The organism is Amycolatopsis sp. NPDC043885 (genome assembly GCF_056435685.1).
Genome location: NZ_JBWKEA010000003.1, coordinates 302,957 through 320,464, shown reverse-complemented (window position 1 = coordinate 320,464; position 17,508 = coordinate 302,957). Strand labels below are relative to the sequence as shown.

General features: G+C 69.2%; 18 protein-coding genes. 7 read left to right on the top strand and 11 right to left on the bottom strand.

Annotation, left to right across the window (positions count from 1 at the left end):
- Positions 1-4 precede the first annotated feature (4 nt).
- From sepH to AC069I_RS14450, 4 genes are all read right to left on the bottom strand, one after another.
- Positions 5-850 (bottom strand): septation protein SepH, encoded by an 846-nt coding sequence (gene sepH / locus AC069I_RS14465; protein ID WP_478225293.1) that lies wholly within the window; start codon positions 848-850, stop codon positions 5-7.
- A gap of 190 nt (positions 851-1,040) precedes the next feature.
- Complete coding sequence (locus AC069I_RS14460) at positions 1,041-2,198, bottom strand: ATP-binding protein (RefSeq protein WP_478265604.1); 1,158 nt, start codon at positions 2,196-2,198, stop codon at positions 1,041-1,043.
- Entirely contained in the window at positions 2,195-2,854 is a 660-nt protein-coding gene (locus tag AC069I_RS14455) for a response regulator transcription factor (RefSeq protein ID WP_478225295.1), read from the bottom strand. The genes AC069I_RS14460 and AC069I_RS14455 overlap by 4 nt, the downstream gene beginning before the upstream one ends.
- A 117-nt stretch (positions 2,855-2,971) precedes the next feature.
- Positions 2,972-4,774, bottom strand: a complete 1,803-nt coding sequence (locus AC069I_RS14450; protein ID WP_478265603.1) for an alpha-L-fucosidase — start codon at positions 4,772-4,774, stop codon at positions 2,972-2,974.
- A gap of 230 nt (positions 4,775-5,004) precedes the next feature.
- On the opposite strand from AC069I_RS14450, the gene AC069I_RS14445 reads away from it, so the two are divergent.
- The 5 genes from AC069I_RS14445 (at position 5,005) to AC069I_RS14425 (ending at position 9,830) form a co-directional block, all read left to right on the top strand.
- On the top strand, positions 5,005-5,550 hold the full coding sequence (locus AC069I_RS14445; RefSeq protein ID WP_478265602.1) for a hypothetical protein: 546 nt from the start codon (positions 5,005-5,007) through the stop codon (positions 5,548-5,550).
- Complete coding sequence (locus AC069I_RS14440) at positions 5,547-6,647, top strand: peptidoglycan-binding protein (protein ID WP_478265601.1); 1,101 nt, start codon at positions 5,547-5,549, stop codon at positions 6,645-6,647. The genes AC069I_RS14445 and AC069I_RS14440 overlap by 4 nt, the downstream gene beginning before the upstream one ends.
- Positions 6,644-7,330 carry an ABC transporter ATP-binding protein gene (locus AC069I_RS14435; RefSeq protein ID WP_034308470.1) on the top strand — a complete coding sequence of 229 codons (687 nt, stop codon included), beginning with the start codon at positions 6,644-6,646 and terminating at the stop codon, positions 7,328-7,330. Before AC069I_RS14440 ends, AC069I_RS14435 begins: the two co-directional genes overlap by 4 nt.
- Positions 7,327-8,547 (top strand): ABC transporter permease, encoded by a 1,221-nt coding sequence (locus AC069I_RS14430; RefSeq protein WP_478265600.1) that lies wholly within the window; start codon positions 7,327-7,329, stop codon positions 8,545-8,547. The genes AC069I_RS14435 and AC069I_RS14430 overlap by 4 nt, the downstream gene beginning before the upstream one ends.
- A gap of 92 nt (positions 8,548-8,639) precedes the next feature.
- Positions 8,640-9,830 (top strand): glycosyltransferase 87 family protein, encoded by a 1,191-nt coding sequence (locus AC069I_RS14425; protein WP_478265599.1) that lies wholly within the window; start codon positions 8,640-8,642, stop codon positions 9,828-9,830.
- 1 nt (position 9,831) lies between these two features.
- Here AC069I_RS14425 and serC read toward each other — a convergent pair whose 3' ends face one another.
- Complete coding sequence (serC, locus tag AC069I_RS14420; protein WP_478225301.1) at positions 9,832-10,959, bottom strand: phosphoserine transaminase; 1,128 nt, start codon at positions 10,957-10,959, stop codon at positions 9,832-9,834.
- 115 nt (positions 10,960-11,074) lie between these two features.
- On the opposite strand from serC, the gene AC069I_RS14415 reads away from it, so the two are divergent.
- Both AC069I_RS14415 and AC069I_RS14410 read left to right on the top strand, forming a co-directional pair.
- Positions 11,075-11,392, top strand: coding sequence for a hypothetical protein (locus tag AC069I_RS14415; RefSeq protein WP_192743760.1), 318 nt, complete (start codon positions 11,075-11,077; stop codon positions 11,390-11,392).
- Entirely contained in the window at positions 11,392-11,859 is a 468-nt protein-coding gene (locus tag AC069I_RS14410; RefSeq protein ID WP_478265598.1) for a hypothetical protein, read from the top strand. Before AC069I_RS14415 ends, AC069I_RS14410 begins: the two co-directional genes overlap by 1 nt.
- Here AC069I_RS14410 and AC069I_RS14405 read toward each other — a convergent pair.
- The 6 genes from AC069I_RS14405 to AC069I_RS14380 form a co-directional block, all read right to left on the bottom strand.
- Positions 11,856-13,202 carry a serine hydrolase domain-containing protein gene (locus tag AC069I_RS14405; RefSeq protein WP_478265597.1) on the bottom strand — a complete coding sequence of 449 codons (1,347 nt, stop codon included), beginning with the start codon at positions 13,200-13,202 and terminating at the stop codon, positions 11,856-11,858. The two genes, AC069I_RS14410 and AC069I_RS14405, sit on opposite strands and share 4 nt — an antisense overlap.
- Positions 13,203-13,216: 14 nt before the next feature.
- Positions 13,217-13,837: a response regulator gene (locus AC069I_RS14400; protein ID WP_478225303.1), complete on the bottom strand. Its 621-nt coding sequence runs from the start codon at positions 13,835-13,837 to the stop codon at positions 13,217-13,219.
- On the bottom strand, positions 13,834-14,988 hold the full coding sequence (locus AC069I_RS14395) for a sensor histidine kinase (RefSeq protein ID WP_478265596.1): 1,155 nt from the start codon (positions 14,986-14,988) through the stop codon (positions 13,834-13,836). Before AC069I_RS14395 ends, AC069I_RS14400 begins: the two co-directional genes overlap by 4 nt.
- Positions 14,985-15,797, bottom strand: coding sequence for an ABC transporter permease (locus AC069I_RS14390; RefSeq protein ID WP_478225305.1), 813 nt, complete (start codon positions 15,795-15,797; stop codon positions 14,985-14,987). Before AC069I_RS14390 ends, AC069I_RS14395 begins: the two co-directional genes overlap by 4 nt.
- On the bottom strand, positions 15,794-16,621 hold the full coding sequence (locus AC069I_RS14385) for an ABC transporter ATP-binding protein (RefSeq protein WP_478265669.1): 828 nt from the start codon (positions 16,619-16,621) through the stop codon (positions 15,794-15,796). Before AC069I_RS14385 ends, AC069I_RS14390 begins: the two co-directional genes overlap by 4 nt.
- Before the next feature lie 164 nt (positions 16,622-16,785).
- Entirely contained in the window at positions 16,786-17,376 is a 591-nt protein-coding gene (locus tag AC069I_RS14380; protein WP_478265595.1) for a TetR/AcrR family transcriptional regulator, read from the bottom strand.
- Between the last annotated feature and the right edge of the window lie 132 nt (positions 17,377-17,508).

Below are 17,508 nucleotides of genomic sequence, written 5' to 3'. Positions count from 1 at the left end.
GGATTCAACCTCGTTGTGATCGGACGCCCAGAAGGACGTCTTCCCAGGATGGAACGATGGGGTGGTTCTTCTTCCCCTTCGCCCGTGGAGCGGGTTCGGCCACTTCCTCCGGCTCGTCAGCCGGAAGTGGTGGCTCGGCCTCTTCTTCGGGCTCCGCGATCGGCGCGTCGATCACCTTCGCGACCGGCTCTTCGGGGGCCGAATCGAGGGTGGGCTGGACGACCGCTTCCTTGCCGGGGTCCAGCGCCCGAACCGTGCGCGGGGCGCGGTAGGCGTTGGGGTTGAGCAGGACTTCGGCGTTCTCGTCGAGGGCTTGCACGGTGCCGCCGTGCGCGCCGGGCGCGAACGACCAGTGCGCGCGGTTGTCCGAGCGGCCGGCCTTCCAGCTCAGCACGACGACCCACTTGCCGTCGTCGCCTCGCCAGGAGTCCCAGGTCGCCTGGCTGTAGTCGTGGCCGCGCTGCCCGAAGGAGTGCGCCACGACCTCGCCGAGCGTCTGGACGTCGGGGCCGTCCTCGCGGACCGGATGGGCTCGCTGGGCCAGTTCGGCGGTGCGGGAACGTTCGAGCAGGACGGGGTACGCGAACCGCTCGACGCGCTGCACGGTGACGCCGGCGCTGCTCGCGACCTGCTCCACGGACTCACCGGCCCGGATTCGTGCCTGGATCTCGCGTGGCCGCATTTGGCTCTCCAACTCGATTTCGATCTGGCCGAGGCGGGTGATGTCACCCCTCGCCGCCGCTCGCAGCCTCTCATCCGCGGGGAGCAGGAAGCGCGTGCGGCTCGCCGGGTCTTCGCACACGATGGACTTACCGTCCTCGTGCAGCCCGACCACCCGTAGCGCTCGCATTCTCGCCTCCCCGATTCTTCACCATTGTGGGTGTCCACGTTAAAACGGCGCGTCGCCTTGACGTGTGAGGCGCGCCGATGTCATGTGTCCTGCTCACTATTTTGTTCATGACGGCAAGGGGAATTCTGCGGGAGCGACGGGCGGCTCGTGGCGTGACGCGCCGGACACGCACAGTCACGATCGGGGGAATCTACGGCAGCCGCACCTGGACGACCAGTCCACCGCCTCGGCCGCCCGGTTCCGCGCCCGCGGTCCCACCGTGCGCCTTGGCGATGGACCGGACGATCGACAGGCCGAGCCCGGCGTTGCGGGAGTCGCCGGTGCGGTCGCCCGAAAGCCGGCGGAACGGCTCGAACAGGGCGGGTACGGCGTCCAGCGGCACCTGCGGGCCGGTGTTGCGCACCACCAGCGCCGGATCGACGCCGATGTCGACGTGGACCCAGCCGCCCTTGTGGTTGTAGGTGATGGCGTTGTGCACCAGGTTCGTGACCAGCCGTTCCAGCAGCACGGGATCGCCGGACACCGTCCGCGGCCGCAGCCGCGACTCCACTGTGACACCCGCTTCCTCGGCCATGGCCGACGCCGACCGGATCACCGTCGCCGCGACCTCGTCCAGCCGGACGGGGCCGCGCGCGGCCAGGCCGCGGTCACTGCGGGCGAGCACGAGCAGGCCTTCGATCATCCGTTCGCTGCGTTCGTTGGTGTAGATCAGATGCTCACCGAGTTTCCGGACCTCGGGGCTCACGTCGGGATCGGCCATCGCCACCTCGACGAGCGTGCGCTGCACCGCGAGCGGGGTCCGCAGTTCGTGGGAGGCGTTGGCGACGAAGCGTTTCTGGCTGTCGAACGACACGGCGAGCCGGTCGAGCATGCCGTCGAAGGTGTCCGCGAGTTCCTTGAGCTCGTCGTCGGGGCCGTCGAGGTCGATACGCCGGTCGAGGTTTTCCACCTCGAGTTTCCGTGCGGTGGAAGTGATCGCGTGCAACGGCCGCAGCACTCGGCTGGCCATCAGCCAGCCGAGCAGCACCGCGAGCGCGCCGGCGATCGCCAGTGCCACCAGTGATTGCCACAGCAGGGTCGAAAGCACGTCCGAGCGGTATTCGGTGATCGACGTCGCGACCAGTTCCGTGGCTTGAGCGCGCCCTGCGGGCAGGAAGGACGTCGTGTCCATGGGGTACGCGCGCTGGACCGCGATACCCGCGGCGTCGGTGGCGAACGCCGCCGTATCCGGCAGGGACGAGCTCACCAGCAGATAGTTGACGATCAGCAACGCGAGCCCGACGATCAGGAACGCGCAGCCGTAGAGCGCCGTCAGCCTGGTGCGGACGGAGAGCCGGAGCGGTTTCACGACCCGAACCGGTAACCGGCGCCGGGCACGGTCTCGATCAGCGGCGGTTCACCGAGTTTGCGCCGCAACGTCATCATCGCCACCCGGACGGCGTTCGTGAACGGGTCGGCGTGTTCGTCCCACGCCTTCTCCAGCAGGTCTTCCGCGCTGACCACGGTCCCTTCGGCGCGCATGAGCACCTCCAGTACCGCGAACTCCTTGGGGGACAACGGAAGGAACCGGCCGTCGCGCGACGCCTGGTGCCGGGGCGGGTCGAGGACCACGCCGCCGCGCTCCAGCACCGGCGGCAGCGCCGGCCGTGCGCGCCGCGACAGCGCCTGCACCCGCGCGACGAGTTCGGCGAACGCGAACGGTTTCGTCAGGTAGTCGTCGGCGCCGAGGCCCAGCCCGGCGACCCGGTCGTTGACGTCGGCCGCGGCCGTCAGCATGAGGACCCGCGCCTCGCCGCCGGCCCCGATCACCGCGGCGCAGACCTCGTCACCGTGCACGACGGGGAGATCCCGGTCGAGGACGACGACGTCGTAGCCGTGCACTCCGACCCGGTCCAGGGCCTGCGCGCCGTCGTAGCAGACGTCGACCGCCATGGAGAACCGTCGCAGGCCCTCGGCGATCGTGTCCGCCAGCAGCCGCTCGTCTTCCACCACCAGCACTCTCACCTGGCCAGTCTGCCCCGGGAGGGGGTAAGCGCGGGATAAGCGCCGGGTCGCGTGGGTCGTGAGTGGCGTTTCGGGTTAGAACCCGAAACGCCACTCACGACCACCTGTACCGAACGCTCAGCCTGCCGGGTGCAGTTGCCGCGCCGGAATCACCCGCTGAGGGGTGTTCGGGCTGGACCACAACAGCTTCATCGACGCTTCCCCGCCGCGTTCGGTGTGTTCGAGCCGGATCGCGTACGACCGCCCGGCGACCAGGGCGAGTGTCGCTTTGTCGACACTTGGGCCGTGCGGGATGGTGTTGTCGATCAGGAGTTTCCCGTCGACCCACAGTCGCACGGTGTCGTCCGAAACCGTGGTGAACGTGTACTTCCCGGTGTCCCGCGCGGTGACCCGGCCGGTCCAGCGCGACGAGAAGGTCTCCGCCGGGATCTTCGCGTCCGGCGAGCCGGTGAGCTTCCAGTTGTGGTTCACGCCCGGCTCGACCCGGCGCACCGTCGGTGTCCCGGTGAAGTCCGCGTTCGGCCAGTACTCGGCGGTCAGTCCCGTCCCGCGGCCGGCGGGCGCCTGCGGCAGCGGATCGACGCTCAGCTCGATGACGGTCGCGACATCGTTCGTCCGGCCGCCCGACGGCGTGAGCTTCACGCTTCCGGAGGTCTGCTCGACCCGTACGCGCTGACGGCTGCCGAGCACCCGCGCCTCGCGAACCCGGAAAGGTGCCAACGCTTCGAGCGTCAGCGAGCCGCCCGAAGCGGGCCAGTCGAACACCGACGCGTAGAGCTTGTCGCCGCGACGGCTGACGACGCCCCAGCCCGGTTCGGCGACCAGTCCCGGCGCGCCCGCTCCGTAGACGGCGGCGGACTGGCCGTTCGTTCGCAGCCACTGGCCCATCTGCTTCAGCCGGTCGATGGATTCCTGCGGCACGCGGCCGTTGCGGTCGGGCCCGACGTTGAGCAGGAAATTGCCGCTGCGGCCGGCGATCGAGAGCAGCTTCCTGGTCAGATCCGCCGAGGACTTCCAGTTATGGTCCCAATCGGTGTATCCCCAGCTGCCGTTGAGGGTCATGCACGACTCCCACAGCTGCCCGTCGACCGGTTTGTCCGGGATCTCCTGTTCGGGCGTCCCCGTGTCGCCGTCGACCACCCGCCGTTTGCCGACGCGGTTGTTGACCACAATGGACGGATCGAGGCCGCGGACGTAGGCCTCCAGTTCCTCGCCGTCCCTTTCCGTCCACGGGTTGTTGGGCCGGTCGGTGCTCCATTCGCCGTCGAACCACAACACCGCCGGATGATAGTTGTCGACGAGTTCCTTGAGCTGGGCGTACATCCGCTCCTTGTACTTCGGGAACGTCGCGGGATCGGGGAAGTCCGGGTCGTGCCAATCCCAGATCGAGTAGTAGAAGCCGAGCTTGACATCGCGCGCGGCCGTCGCGCGGTTCAGTTCGTCGAGGATGTCGCGCTTCTTGTCGAACGCCGAATGGTCGCGGAGGTTGAACTTGTTGACCTTCGTCGGCCACATCGCGTAGCCGTCGTGGTGTTTCGACGTGATCACCACGTACTTCTGCCCGGCGTCCTTCGCCGACTGCGCGATGGCGTTCGCGTCGAACCCGGCGGGGTTGAACTTCGCGGCGATCTGCTCGTATTCGGCACGCGGGATCTGGCAGTTCCGCTGGATCCACTCCGCGTCCTGGCAGACGCTTCCGTCGGGACGGGTGTACTTCCCTTGCAGCTGGGAGTACGCGCCGAAGTGGATGAACTGGCCGAAGCGGTCGTCACGCCACCAGCGCGTCCGCTCGGCGGTGAACGGGTCGTCGTAGGCGTGGTCGGACGGGAGTGGTGCGGCTTCCGCGGCGGGTACGACGCCCAGTGCGGTGGTCGCGATGACGAGGGCCGCCAGGGCCCGGAGTGGCTTGCGGCGATTCATGCACTCCTCCTCGCTGAGGTGTGGACGTCGGGGACTCTAAGAAGCCAGAGGTCGGATGTGAACCCCTGGAAGTCTCACTAGGTGCCTAGTTCACCCGTAAAGACGGCAGATAGATCGGATCTCTGTTCCGCTGACTGGGACGGTAAGCGCGACATAAGCGACTTCGCTTACCGCGCCGGAAGCGCCCGCTCCGTAGAAATCGGTGCGCCAAGACGACCGAAGGAGCAGCGATGCGGAAACGACCCATGGCGGTACTGATCGCCGGAGCGGTCCTCGCGCTGGTGGCCGGTTGCGGTGGTGGCGGGGACGGCGGCGACAAGGTCGCCTCGATCTCGTCCCCGCCCGCCGCCGGCGCCGACGACGGGAAACAGGCCGACAACGTGTCCGACGAGGACAAGAGGCGCAATTTCGCGAAGTGCATGCGCGAGCACGGGGTCAACATGCCCGAGCCCAAGCGGGACGCCAACGGCCAGGACACGATCACCTTCGAAGCGACCGACATGCCCGACGAGAACAAGATGAAGGCCGCGGACGAGGCGTGCCGCAAGCTGCTGCCGAACGGTGGCGAGATCAAGCCGCCGACGCCGGAAGAGCTCGACAAGATGCGCAAGGAAGCGAAGTGCATGCGCGACCACGGCATCGACTTCCCGGACCCCGAGCCCGGGGGCAAGGGCGCCATCGCGCTGGGTGACGCGGGCGGCGACCCGAAGAAGTTCGAAGAAGCGGCGAAGGCCTGCGGTCTCGGCATGACCATGAGGGCGGCCCCGGCGAAATGAGCGAACACGAAGGACCCGGTCGCGCACGGCGTTCGCGCCGGACACGCTGGTTCATCATCGCGGCGGTCCTCGTCGTCGTGGTCGGGACGACGTCGGTGGTCGTGCTGACCAGGGTCACGTCGGAGGCCCAGCAGGTCGGGCAGGCGCCACCACCGGTGGAGACCGCGAAAGTCGAGAAGACCGACCTGCGGGAGGAGGAAGAGGCGAACGGGACTCTGGGCTACGGCGCGGAAAACCCCCTCGCCGGCCGGAAACAAGGCACCGTCACCGCCCTGCCGGACACGGGTGCGGTGTACACCCGGGGGAAGACCGTGTACGGCGTCGACGCCAAACCGGTGCCGTTGTTCTACGGCACGCTGCCGTTCTTCCGTGACCTGGCGGACGGGGCCGCGGACGGCCCGGACGTCAAGCAGCTGGAAGAGAACCTGAAGGCGCTCGGTTTCGGCGGTTTCGGCACCCCGGACAAGAAGTTCACCTCGGCCACCGCCGCCGCGCTCAAGAAGTGGCAGAAGTCGCTGGGCGTCGAACAGACCGGCACCTTCGGACAGGGCGACGTCGTCCTCGCGCCGGGTGAGATCCGGGTTTCGCAGGTCGCCGCGCAACTCGGCGGCCCCGGCGGTGGCGAACTCCTGAAGTACACCGGCACCGAGCGCCTCGTCGAGGTCAAGCTCGACGCCGCCAAACAGGCCATCGCGAAGGAGGGGGACAAGGTCGGGGTCGACATCACCGGCGGCAAGAACACGACCGGCGTGATCACCGAGGTCGGCAAGGTCGCGGAAACCGGCAAGGACGGCGCCGGACAGGACGACGGCAAGCCGAAGATCAAGGTGAAGATCAAGCTGGACGATCCGGCCGCGGCGGGGTCGCTCGATTCGACACCCGTCTCGGTGCGGTTCACCAAGGAAGTCCACAGTGGAGTGTTGGCGGTCCCCGTCGGCGCGCTGCTCGCGCTCGCCGAGGGTGGATACGCCGTCGAGGTCGACGAAGGCGGCAATCGGCGTCTCATCGCGGTGAAGACCGGCCTGTTCTCCGGCGGCCGCGTCGAGGTCACCGGCACCGGCCTCGCCGCCGGAATGCGGGTGGTGACGACCTCATGACCCCGGTGCTGGACGTGCGCGGCGCCTCGCGTACCTATCCCGGCGGGGTGCGGGCACTCCACGAGGTGTCACTGTCCATTGAGGACAGGGAGATGGTCGCCATCGTCGGCCCGTCCGGCTCCGGCAAGTCGACGCTGCTGCAGCTGATGGGCACGCTCGACCGGCCGACCAGCGGCGTCATCGAACTGCGCGGGCACGACGTGGCGAAACTGCCCGACCGCAAGCTTTCCGCGTTGCGATCGCGGTGGATCGGGTTCGTGTTCCAGCAGTTCTTCCTCAGCGAGGGAGTGAGCGCGGTCGACAACGTCGCGACGGGACTGCTGTACGCGGGCGTGCCGCGGCGGAAACGGCACGAGCGGGCGCTGGCCGCGCTCGACCGAGTCGGTCTCGCGCATCGGGCGGGGCATTTCCCGAACGAGCTCTCCGGCGGGGAACGGCAGCGGGTGGCGATCGCGCGGGCGGTCGTCAACTCGCCGTCGATCCTGCTGGCCGACGAGCCGACCGGGAACCTCGACACGGGCAACGGCGCGGCGATCCTCAACCTGCTCGCCACGCTGAGTTCGCAGGGGACGACGGTCGTGATCATCACGCATGACCGGGAGATCGCGGCGGGTATCCCGCGGCGGATCGAGTTGCGGGACGGCCGGATCCGGCTCGACACCGGGACGGGGGTGCTGGTGTGAGCGCACCCGTCGTCGACAAGACGCCGACGCCGAATCCGGCCAGGCTCGGCCCGCGTGACGTGCTGAACCTCGGCGCGCACGGGATGCGGACGCGGCCGATGCGGGCGGTGCTGTCCGCGCTCGGCATCGGGATCGGGATCGCCGCGATGGTGGCGGTGCTCGCGATCCCGGCGTCGGGCGCGAAGGCGTTGCAAGACCAGCTGGCCGCGCTCGGCACGAACCTGCTTTCGGCGGGGCCGGGCAAGACGATGTTCGGCGGCGACGCGACGCTGCCGGACAGCGCGGTGCCGATGGCGAAGCGGATCGCCCCGGTGACGGCGGCGTCCGCGACCGGCACCACCGACGGGACGGTCCGGCGTACGGACAAGATCGACAAGGACGAGACGTCCGGCCTCGGTGTCTACGCGGCGACCCCGGACCTTCTCGACGTCATCGGCGGCGCCGTCCGCACCGGGCGTTTCCTCCGTGACGCGACCCGCGACTACCCGGTCACCGTGCTGGGTTCGGTCGCGGCCGCGCGGCTCGGGATCGACCACATCGATCCGGCCAAGCCGCCCCAGGTGTTCATCGGCGGCCAATGGTTCACCGTGGGCGGCATTCTCGGGCCGACGCCGCTGGCGCCCGAGATCGAGCGGTCGGCGCTGGTCGGCTGGGACGTCGCCAAGCGGCTCCTCGGCTTCGAGGGGCATCCGACCACCGTGTACGTGCGGGCGAAGGATTCGCAGGTCGAGAACGTGCGTTCGGTGCTCGCGCAGACGATGAACCCGGAGGCGCCGAACGAGGTCGAGGTGCGCCGTCCGTCGGAGGCACTGGAGGCGCAGAAGCTGACGGAGAACACCTACAGCGCGCTGTTCCTCGGGCTGGGCGGGGTGGCGCTGCTGGTCGGCGGTGTCGGGGTGGCCAACACGATGGTGATCTCGGTGCTGGAGCGGCGCCGGGAGATCGGCCTCCGTCGCGCGCTCGGCGCGACGAAACGGCAGGTGAGAGGCCAGTTCCTGGCCGAGTCGGTGTTGTTGTCCGGGCTCGGCGGGATCGCCGGGGTCCTGGTCGGCGTGCTGGTGACGGCCGGGTACGCGCTGAGCCAGGGCTGGCCGGCGGTGCTCCCCGTCGGCGCCCTGCTCGGCGGGGTCGGCGTCTCGGCTCTGGTCGGTGCCGTCGCCGGTGCCTACCCGGCGATGCGCGCGGCACGCCTGCCCCCGACCCAGGCCCTCGCCTAGCTCGCGTTTCGTCCTCTGGATGCGGTAGTTCGTAGTGCCGACTACCGCATCCAGAGGACTGGATGCGGAGTAGCGGTGGGTAATCTCGCCAGGTGCTGGTGGGATTGTCGGGGCGGAAACTCGCGGGGGCGTTGATCGCGCTCGAAGTCGTCGTGGTCGGCGTGCTGTTCACCCTCAAGGTGTTCGACGGCCAGGACCTCGAGGTCTACATCGGCGGCGCGCGGTTGCTCCTCGACTCGGGTGACCCGTACGGCGCGTGGGTGCAGACGCACGGCGGCTGGCTGCCCTTCACGTACACGCCGTTCGCGGCGGCGGTGTTCCTGCCGGGCACGTTGCTGTCCGCCGCGCTGGCCACGAGGCTGGTCGGGCTCGCGTCGATCATCGCGGGCGGGATCGTGGTCTACCTCTTCGTCGCGACGCTCAACGGTTCGCTCGCCGACCGTGCGAACGTCCGGGGCCGTGCCATCGCCGTTCTGGCGGCGATCGGGGCCCAGGCCGTCGGCGGCGTCATGGAGCCGGTCCGCTCGACGCTCGGCTTCGGCCAGGTCAACACGCTGCTGATGCTGATCGTCGTCCTCGACGCGCTCCTGCCGGGCCGCGCCCGCACGAAGGGACTGCTGATCGGCGTCGCCGCGGCCATCAAGCTGACCCCGGCCTTCTTCATCCTGTTCTTTCTGTTCCGCAAGGACTTCCGCTCGTCCACGCGGGTCGTGGCCGGGTTCCTCGGCGCGGGCGCGCTGATGTTCCTGGCCGCGCCGGGCGCGTCCGCGAAGTTCTGGACGAACATCCTCTTCGACACCGGCCGCATCGGCGATCGCGGCTATGTCGGCAACCAGTCGCTGCGCGGGATGCTCGCGCGCTTCGGGCTCGGCTCGGCGGAAGACATCGTCTGGGTGCTGGCTTCGATCGCCGTGGTCGCGCTGACCGCGTTCGTGATCGTGCGCGTCGCGGAACCGGTGCTCGCGCTGACCGCGTGCGCTGTCGGCGGGCTGCTGGTGTCGCCGGTGTCCTGGACGCACCACTGGATCTGGTGCGTGCCGATCCTCGCGCTGCTGATCTGGGCGCGCTCGGTCGTTTCGTACGCGCTCGCGGCCGTGACGGTGGCGCTGTTCGTGATCGCGCCGATGTGGCTCGCGCCGCGGCCCGCCGGGAACTTCGGCTGGTGGCTGGCGACGGAGTCCTACGTGCTGTACGGCCTGGTCGTACTCGCTCTGGCCGGTAAATACGTGAAGGCCTCCTTCCCTACTCTCAGGGTAGGGAAGGAGGCCTTCACGGACCGCTAGCTCAGCCCAGGCGCTCGACGACGTACTCGATGCTCTGGGTCAGCTTCGTGATGTCGTCCGGGTCGATGGCCGGGAACAGGCCGACGCGCAGCTGGTTGCGGCCGAGCTTCCGGTACGGCTCGGTGTCGACGATCCCGTTGGCGCGCAGCACCTTCGCCACCGCCGCGGCGTCCACCTCGTCGGCGAAGTCGATGGTGCCGACGACCTGCGAGCGCAGCGAGGGGTCGCTGACGAACGGCGTCGTGTAGCCGGTCTTCTCGGCCCACTCGTACAGCCGGGTCGACGAGTCGCGGGTGCGCGAGGTGGTCCACTCGAGCCCACCGTTCGAGTTCATCCACTCGATCTGGTCGGCCAGCAGGAACAGCGTCGACACCGCCGGGGTGTTGTACGTCTGGTCCTTGCGGGAGTTGTCGAGCGCCGTGGTCAGCGACAGGAACTCGGGGATCCAGCGGTCGCTCGCGCCGATCTCGCCGATGCGCTCGACCGCGGCCGGCGAGGCCAGCGCGATCCAGAGGCCACCGTCGGAGGCGAAGGACTTCTGGGGCGCGAAGTAGTAGACGTCGAAGTCCTCGGCCTTGACCGGCAGGCCGCCCGCGCCGGAGGTGGCGTCGATGGCGACGAGGGCGCCTTCACTGCCTTCGGGGCGGCGCACGGGCACCGCGACACCGGTCGAGGTCTCGTTGTGCGCCCAGCCGACCAGGTCGGCGCCTGCCTCGTAGGCGATCTGGGGCGCGCTGCCCGGGTCGGCCTTGACGACGATCGGGTCGGCGAGGAACGGGGCGCCCTTGGTCACCGTGGCGAACTTCGAGGAGAACTCGCCGTAGGTGAAGTGCTGCGCACGTTCCCGCACGAGCCCGAACGCGGCGGCGTCCCAGAATGCGGTCGTCCCGCCGTTGCCGAGGACCACTTCGTAGCCTTCGGGCAGGGAGAACAATTCGGACAGACCCGCACGCACGCGGCCGACGAGGGACTTCACCGGCTTCTGACGGTGCGAGGTGCCGAGGTAGGTGGCACCGGATTTCGCCAGGTTGGCGAGCTGCTCGTCACGGACCTTGGACGGTCCGCAGCCGAAGCGGCCATCGGCAGGCTTCAGGTCCGCGGGGAGGGTCAACTCAGGTGCGTCGGTCATGCGCCCAGTCTCTCAGGTCGGGACGACCCTGCTGATAGTCGGTGCCGCGTGTCCGGAATATGGGATCGGCGGACCGGCTCCCGTCGGAGCCGACCGCCGGGTAGCTTCTCGCCTCATGGCGACAGTGCACGAGCGGTTCCCCGTTCCCCCCGAGGCGTTGTGGCAGGCCCTCCCCAACGGGGTCGACGCGGTCAAGGGCCAAGTCCCCTATTACGACGCCGCGGCCGGATACGTCACCTTCTCGACCAAGCTCGGCTTCTTCAGCTATGGGCAGACGGTCACCGTGAAGGTGGAGCGGACGACGGAGGGCTCCGGGCTGGCGATCCAGACGAGCCTCAAGTTCGGCTTCGTCGACTGGGGTGAGGGCAAGCGCATCGCCCGCAAGTTCATCGCGGCCGTCGGCGCGGCGGTCGGGCACACTCCGGCCGCTTGATGTCCGATCCGTGGAGACCCAGATGGGGTTTCCTGTTCCTGTACTTCCTCGGGCTCGGCGGTCATTGGATCTTCGCCGACTGGGACGACACGTCCACCATCGGCGCGCTCGTCGGTTTCGCGGCGACTCTCGTGCTCGTGTTCGTCCCCGGCTTGCCGAGCTGGATGCACGGAGACCTCCCGGGGGAGAGCACGATCCGCCGTCGTGAACGTGTCCTCGACGTAGTGCTCGGCCCCTGGGCGTTGGCCACCGCCACACTGGATCCCGCCGCCGGAACCGCGCGCGAGTGGGCCGTCCTCGACGGACGTCCGGCGAAGTTCGTCATCGAGCGATGCCCCGGCGAACTCGCCGAGTCGCTGCGCGGCCCGCGCCGGATGTGGGTCGTCGGAGACGCCGACTACGGCGACGGCCTGGTGTGCGCCGACGGCGGCCGCGAATTCACGACCGCCGCCTTCCGCTTCCGTTAGCGCCAGCCCTCGGGGTCGACGCCGCCCGGGATGGGCGCGGCCGGATCGAACGGGGTCCGCGAGAAGATGAACGTCGCGAGGTCGAGATGGTTCGGCTTGCCCGCCGAGTCCCGCCCGACCCGCAGCGTTTCGCCCGCGTAATAGGCGTCGAGCCCGACCCAGGTGTCCTCGCCCACCGGCGCGAAGCGTGAAGCGCGGCCGGGGCCGTCGGCCGGCGCGAGGGAGAACAGGCCGCCCGGGAGCAGTCGCAGGTGGTACGGCGTCGGGCCCCAGTGCCACAACCCCGTCAGTTCCAGCAGCTTCGGGTCCACAGTGGACGGTTGCCATTCGGCGGGCATCGACGGCTCGTGCTGTTCGGTCAGCTTCATCAGGTCGAGGCAGAGCTGCGTGATGCCGACGCCCGCCGTCGAGTTCGTCAGCACGAGCGCGCCGATGCCGGCGTTCGCGTCGACCAGCGAGCAGGCGAGGAACCCCGGCATCGACCCGGTGTGCCCGGCCAGCCGCCTGCCCTCCGTGCGGATCAGCATGACGCCGAGGCCGAATCCGGTGGTCCAGACGTCGCCGTCGTCCACTGTGACCATTTCGCGCATCTCCGCGACGGTCTGCTCGCTGAGCACGCCGCCGGTGTGGCCGCCGAGGAACGACGTCCAGCGGGCGAGGTCGGTGATCGTCGACCACAGTTGCCCGGCGGGGGCCATCGCTCCCGCGTCCGGAGACGGTTCCGGCATGAGGAGATCGGCGAAGGGGTGCACGGCGAATCCGCTCGCGTGCGCGCCTTCGGGGTGCGGCGACGTCCGGGTCATGCCGAGCGGGCGGAGGATCTCGGCGCGGATGACGTCGAGCCAGGACTGCCCACGGTGCCGGGCGACCAGCTCGCCGAGCACGCCGTATCCGACGTTGCTGTAGTGGAACTTGCTGCCCGGCCGCAGCCGCGTCGCGCCGTCCTTGAGGCTCTCGACGAGCGCGTCCCAGTCGGCGCCGACCGTGCGCTCCCACCAGGAGCCGGGCGATTCCGCGGTCAGGCCGGAGGTGTGCGACAGCAGCTGCGCGATGGTGGCCGAGCCGAACGCGGTGCCCGGCAGGTGCTGCTCCAGCGGGTCGTTGAGGCCGAGCTTGCCTTCGTCGCGCAGCCGCATGACTGCCGTCGCGACGAGTGTCTTGGTGATCGAGCCGAGCCGGTACTGCGTGTCGGCGCCGGGTGTCTCGCCGTCGACACGTCCGCGGCCTCCGGACCAGGCGAGTTCGCCGTCACGGACGACGGCGGCGACGATGGACGGGGCGCGGCACGAGGATTGCTCGTGCGCGAGGCGGCGCAGCAGCGCCAATTCGGTCGAGGCAAGCATGGGACGCATTCTGCCTACCCGAGCAGGCCCAGTCGCATAGCGGTGGTCACCGCGGCCGTGCGGTCCGAAACGTCCAGTTTGCCGAACACGCGCAGCAGGTGGGTCTTGACCGTCGCCTCGCTGATGTGGAGCGCCCTGCCGATCTCGGCGTTCGTGCTTCCCCGCGCCACCAGCCGGAGTACTTCGATCTCGCGCGCCGACAGCGGTGACGCCGTCGGATTGCGTACCCGGTTCACCAGCTTCCCGGCCACCGAAGGCGCCAACACCGTCTCGCCGCGTGACGCCGCACGGATCGCACTGGCGAGCTCCGCGCGCGAAGCGTCCTTCAGCAGATACCCGGAGGCGCCCGCTTCGACAGCGCGCAGGATGTCCGCGTCCGTCTCGTAGGTGGTGAGCACGACGACCCGCTGGCCCGGCCGGTCGGCGAGGATCCTCCGCGTCGCGCCGACGCCGTCGAGACCGGGCATCCGCAGATCCATCAGGATCACGTCCGGCTGCTTGATCCGGCTCAGCGCGACGGCCTCGTCGCCGGAACCCGCTTCCCCGACGACGCTCAGATCCGGCTCGGCCTCCAGCATGCCGCGCAGGCCTTCCCGCACCACGGGGTGATCGTCGACCAGCATGATCGTGATCACGCGGGCACCTCCAGTTCCAGCGTCGTCCCCGCACCGGGTTCGCTCTCGAGTGTCACGATGCCACCGACCTGATCGGTGCGCGCCCGCATCCCCGCCAGGCCGAAGCCACCGGTGGGCGCGGCGGGATCGAATCCGGTGCCGTCGTCGGTCACGGTGAGCCGGACTTGTCCGTCCACAACGGACAGGCGTAGCGAGACCGCGGTGGCGTGTGAGTGCTTGCGGATGTTGCTCAGCGCCTCCTGCGCGCCTCGCAGCAGGACGACTTCGGTGGCCATCGGGAGCGCGGGCAGCGGGCCGTCGACGTCGATCGACGCCTCGATCCCGGTCTCCTCGGTCAGCCGTTCCACCTGACGGCGCAGCGCTTCCTCCAGTGAAGCGGCGGCGAGCGCCGATGGCCCCTGCGCCGCGACCATCGCCCGCGCCTCCGCCAGGTTCTCCCGCGCCGTCCGGGCGGCGAGCTCCAGGTGGCGGCGGGCCGCATTCGGATCGGTGTCCATTTCGGACTCGATCGCCTGGGTGAGCGTGACGATGCTGGTGAACCCCTGCGCGAGCGTGTCGTGGATTTCGCGGGCCATGCGCTCGCGTTCGGCGGCCGTCCCCGCCTCCCGCGAGAGCCTGGCGACCTCCGCCTGGCTGGCTTCCAGCTGGTCGATCAGTGCGGCCCGGCCTTTGCTCTGCTCGATGATCTGGGTGGTGTAGCGGCCGGCGAGGAGGCTGAAGATGATCAGGATCGCCGTCATCGGCAGCAGGACCGGCTGTTCGCCGAGCCCGCCCCGGGCGAGCAGGGACACCGGGCTCGACAGCACCGCCGCCGTGGTGAGGATCGACGCGGCCTTCGTCGGCATCGTCATGTACAGCACGGGGCAGACGAGGAAGAGGATGAAGCTCGAGGTGCCCGCGGCGAAAATGGCACCCGTCGTGAAGAGCATCATCACCCCGGCGAACAACCATGGTGTGTGGTCGTGGTCCGGGCCTTTGATGAGGCGGCGTCCCCGGATCAGGTAGGTCGCGCCGAGCCCTGTCAGGCACAGGAGCGCGACCGTTTTGCCCGTCGTCGCACCGTCTTCGAGGAGCACCAAGGCCGTCGTCGCGACGAAGGTGACCCCGAACAGGACCTCCCAGAGCCAGTAGAACCGCTCCCAGGCGTTCACTTGCCTTCGTTCGACCAGCGGAACGTCAGCTTCGCCAGCAGCAGCCCCGCGGCGCACCACGCCGTCAGCACCAGTGCCACCATCGGAAGTTCCCATGTCCCCGCCATTTCCTGGGTCGCGGCTTCGGACGGCAGGAACACCGAGCGGAAGCCCTGGCAGATCCACTTCACCGGAAAGAACGAAGCGATGTCGACCATAACCCTCGGCAGCGCGGTGATCGGCGTGACGAACACCCCGGAGATGAACTGCAGCGCGATGTAGATCAGGTTGGTCACCGCGACCGCGCCGCTGACCGTCCTGGTGACGGATCCGAGCGCGATCCCCAGCAACGTGCAGCTGGTGATGCCGAGGAGGAAGACCCACAGCGCGGTCAGCAGTTTCGCCGGGTCGCTCGGCAGTTCCAGGTCGAACAGCAGGCTGCCCACGATCGACATCAGCACCACCTGCGCGATGCTGGTGAAGCCGACGAGGATGATCTTGCCGACGAAGTAGGACGCGGCGGGCATCGGCGTGCCGCGCAACCGTTTCAGCGCGCCGAGCTCGCGATCGGACGCGAGGTTGATCCCGATGTTGGTGAAGGAAGTCGAGACGATGCCGGAACCGATCATGCCCGCGGCCAGCACCTGACCGGTGGTGATCACCATGCCGGGCATCGAGGAGTTCAGCATCGAGCCGAGCAGGATCATCAGCAGCGACGGGAACGCGAAGGTGAAGATCACCTGCTCCCGGATGCGGAAGAACTGTTTGATCTCCGCGGCGCCTCTGACGAGGCCGAGTGAGAAGGTGCCCGGGAGGGCCAGCGTGCTCATCGGGCTTCTCCGATCAGGTCGAGGTAGGTCTCTTCGAGGGTGGGGCGGTGGACGGTCAGCTCCGACGGCTCGCGGCCGTCGGCGGAGAGCTCGCGGATCAGCTTGGCCGGGAAGTGGGTGCGCTCCTGATGGCCGCCGCGCTCGTCGGCCCAGCGGACGGTGGCCTCCGCGGTCGCGCGGCCGCTGAGCGTCCGCGGCGTCCCCTCGGCGACGATCTCTCCGCGGGTGATGACCGCGACGCGGCCGGCCAGCGCCTCGGCCTCGTCCAGATAGTGGGTGGTGAGCAGGATCGTGGTGCCTTCGCGGGCGAGACTCCTGATCAGCTCCCAGAACCGGCGCCGGGCCGCCGGATCGAACCCCGTCGTGGGCTCGTCGAGGAATACCAGCTCGGGCCTGCCGATGATCCCGAGCGCGACATCCACACGACGCCTTTGCCCGCCGGAAAGGCTCTTGACGCGGGCGCCCGCCTTCTCGGTCAGTCCGACCTGCTCGATCACTTCTTCGGTGTCACGGGGATCCGGGTAGTAGCGGGAGAAATGCCGGACCGTCTCGGCGACGGTGAGCTCGGCGGCGTCGTTGGCCGTCTGCAACACGATCCCCAGCCTCGCCCGCCAAGCCCGGCCCGCGGTGCCGGGATCCTCGCCGAGCACGTCGACCTCGCCCGACGTCCGCACGCGGTGCCCCTCCAGGATCTCGACCGTCGTCGTCTTGCCCGCCCCGTTGGGGCCGAGGAGCGCGAAGACTTCGCCCTGCTCGATGTCTAGGTCGATCCCTCCGACAGCCGTGTGGCCCGGGTACTCCTTGCGCAGACCGCGCACTCTCACTGCCGTTTTCATACCTCGATCGTGCTGTGCGGGACCGGGGTCCCGGGACATCCGCAGGACTGAACCTGGCTGTCAACCGATCGATGGACACCGGTGTCACCGCCCTCCCCGCATTTAGTCCTCTGAATGCGGTTCTTGCACACGCAACTACCGCGTTCAGAGGACTAAATGCGGGGAGTTAGGAGGGTGCGGACGGAGGTTTCGAGGGAAGGTAGGAGGGCTGCCGGGTCGGTGGACGTGAGCATCCGGTTCGCGAAGCCGTCGGAGAGGGCGAGGACTCCGTCGGCCAGGTCGGAGGCCGCGAGGTCGTCGCGGACATGGCCCGCCGACTGCGCTTTCGAGAGGTACTGGGCCGTGATTTCCGCGAGCTCGTCGTAGCCGGTGCGGATGAACTCGGCCCACGACGGCCGGACGGCGGCGCGGGCGGTGAAGGCGTTGATGACGATCACCTCCGCGCGGCGCTGCTCGTCGAGTGGCATCGCCTCGACCAGCAGGCGCAGCAGCAGGTCGAGCAGGTCGCCGGACTGATCGAGGGTTTCCCAGCGCTGCTCCAGGAACTCGCTGGTCATGTCGAGGGCGAAGCGGAACAGATCTTCCTTGGTGGAGAAGTACTTCTGCACCGCGCCCGCGGATACCCCGGCTTCCATGGCGACCGAGCGCACGCTCACGGCCTCGACGCCTTCACGCGCGACGATGCGCAGGAGAGCGCCCGCGATCTCTCGGCGGCGTTCGGCGTGGTCGACGATCTTCGGCACGACCGAATCCTCCCCTCTGCTCGCCGACTAGGTCAGGTGGGTCGTGGGGGGGGGGTTTGGGTTTCCCCCCAAAAACCCCCCCCCCCCCCACCACCACGAAACCCCCCTCCCGGCCGAACCCTTGCGTGAGAC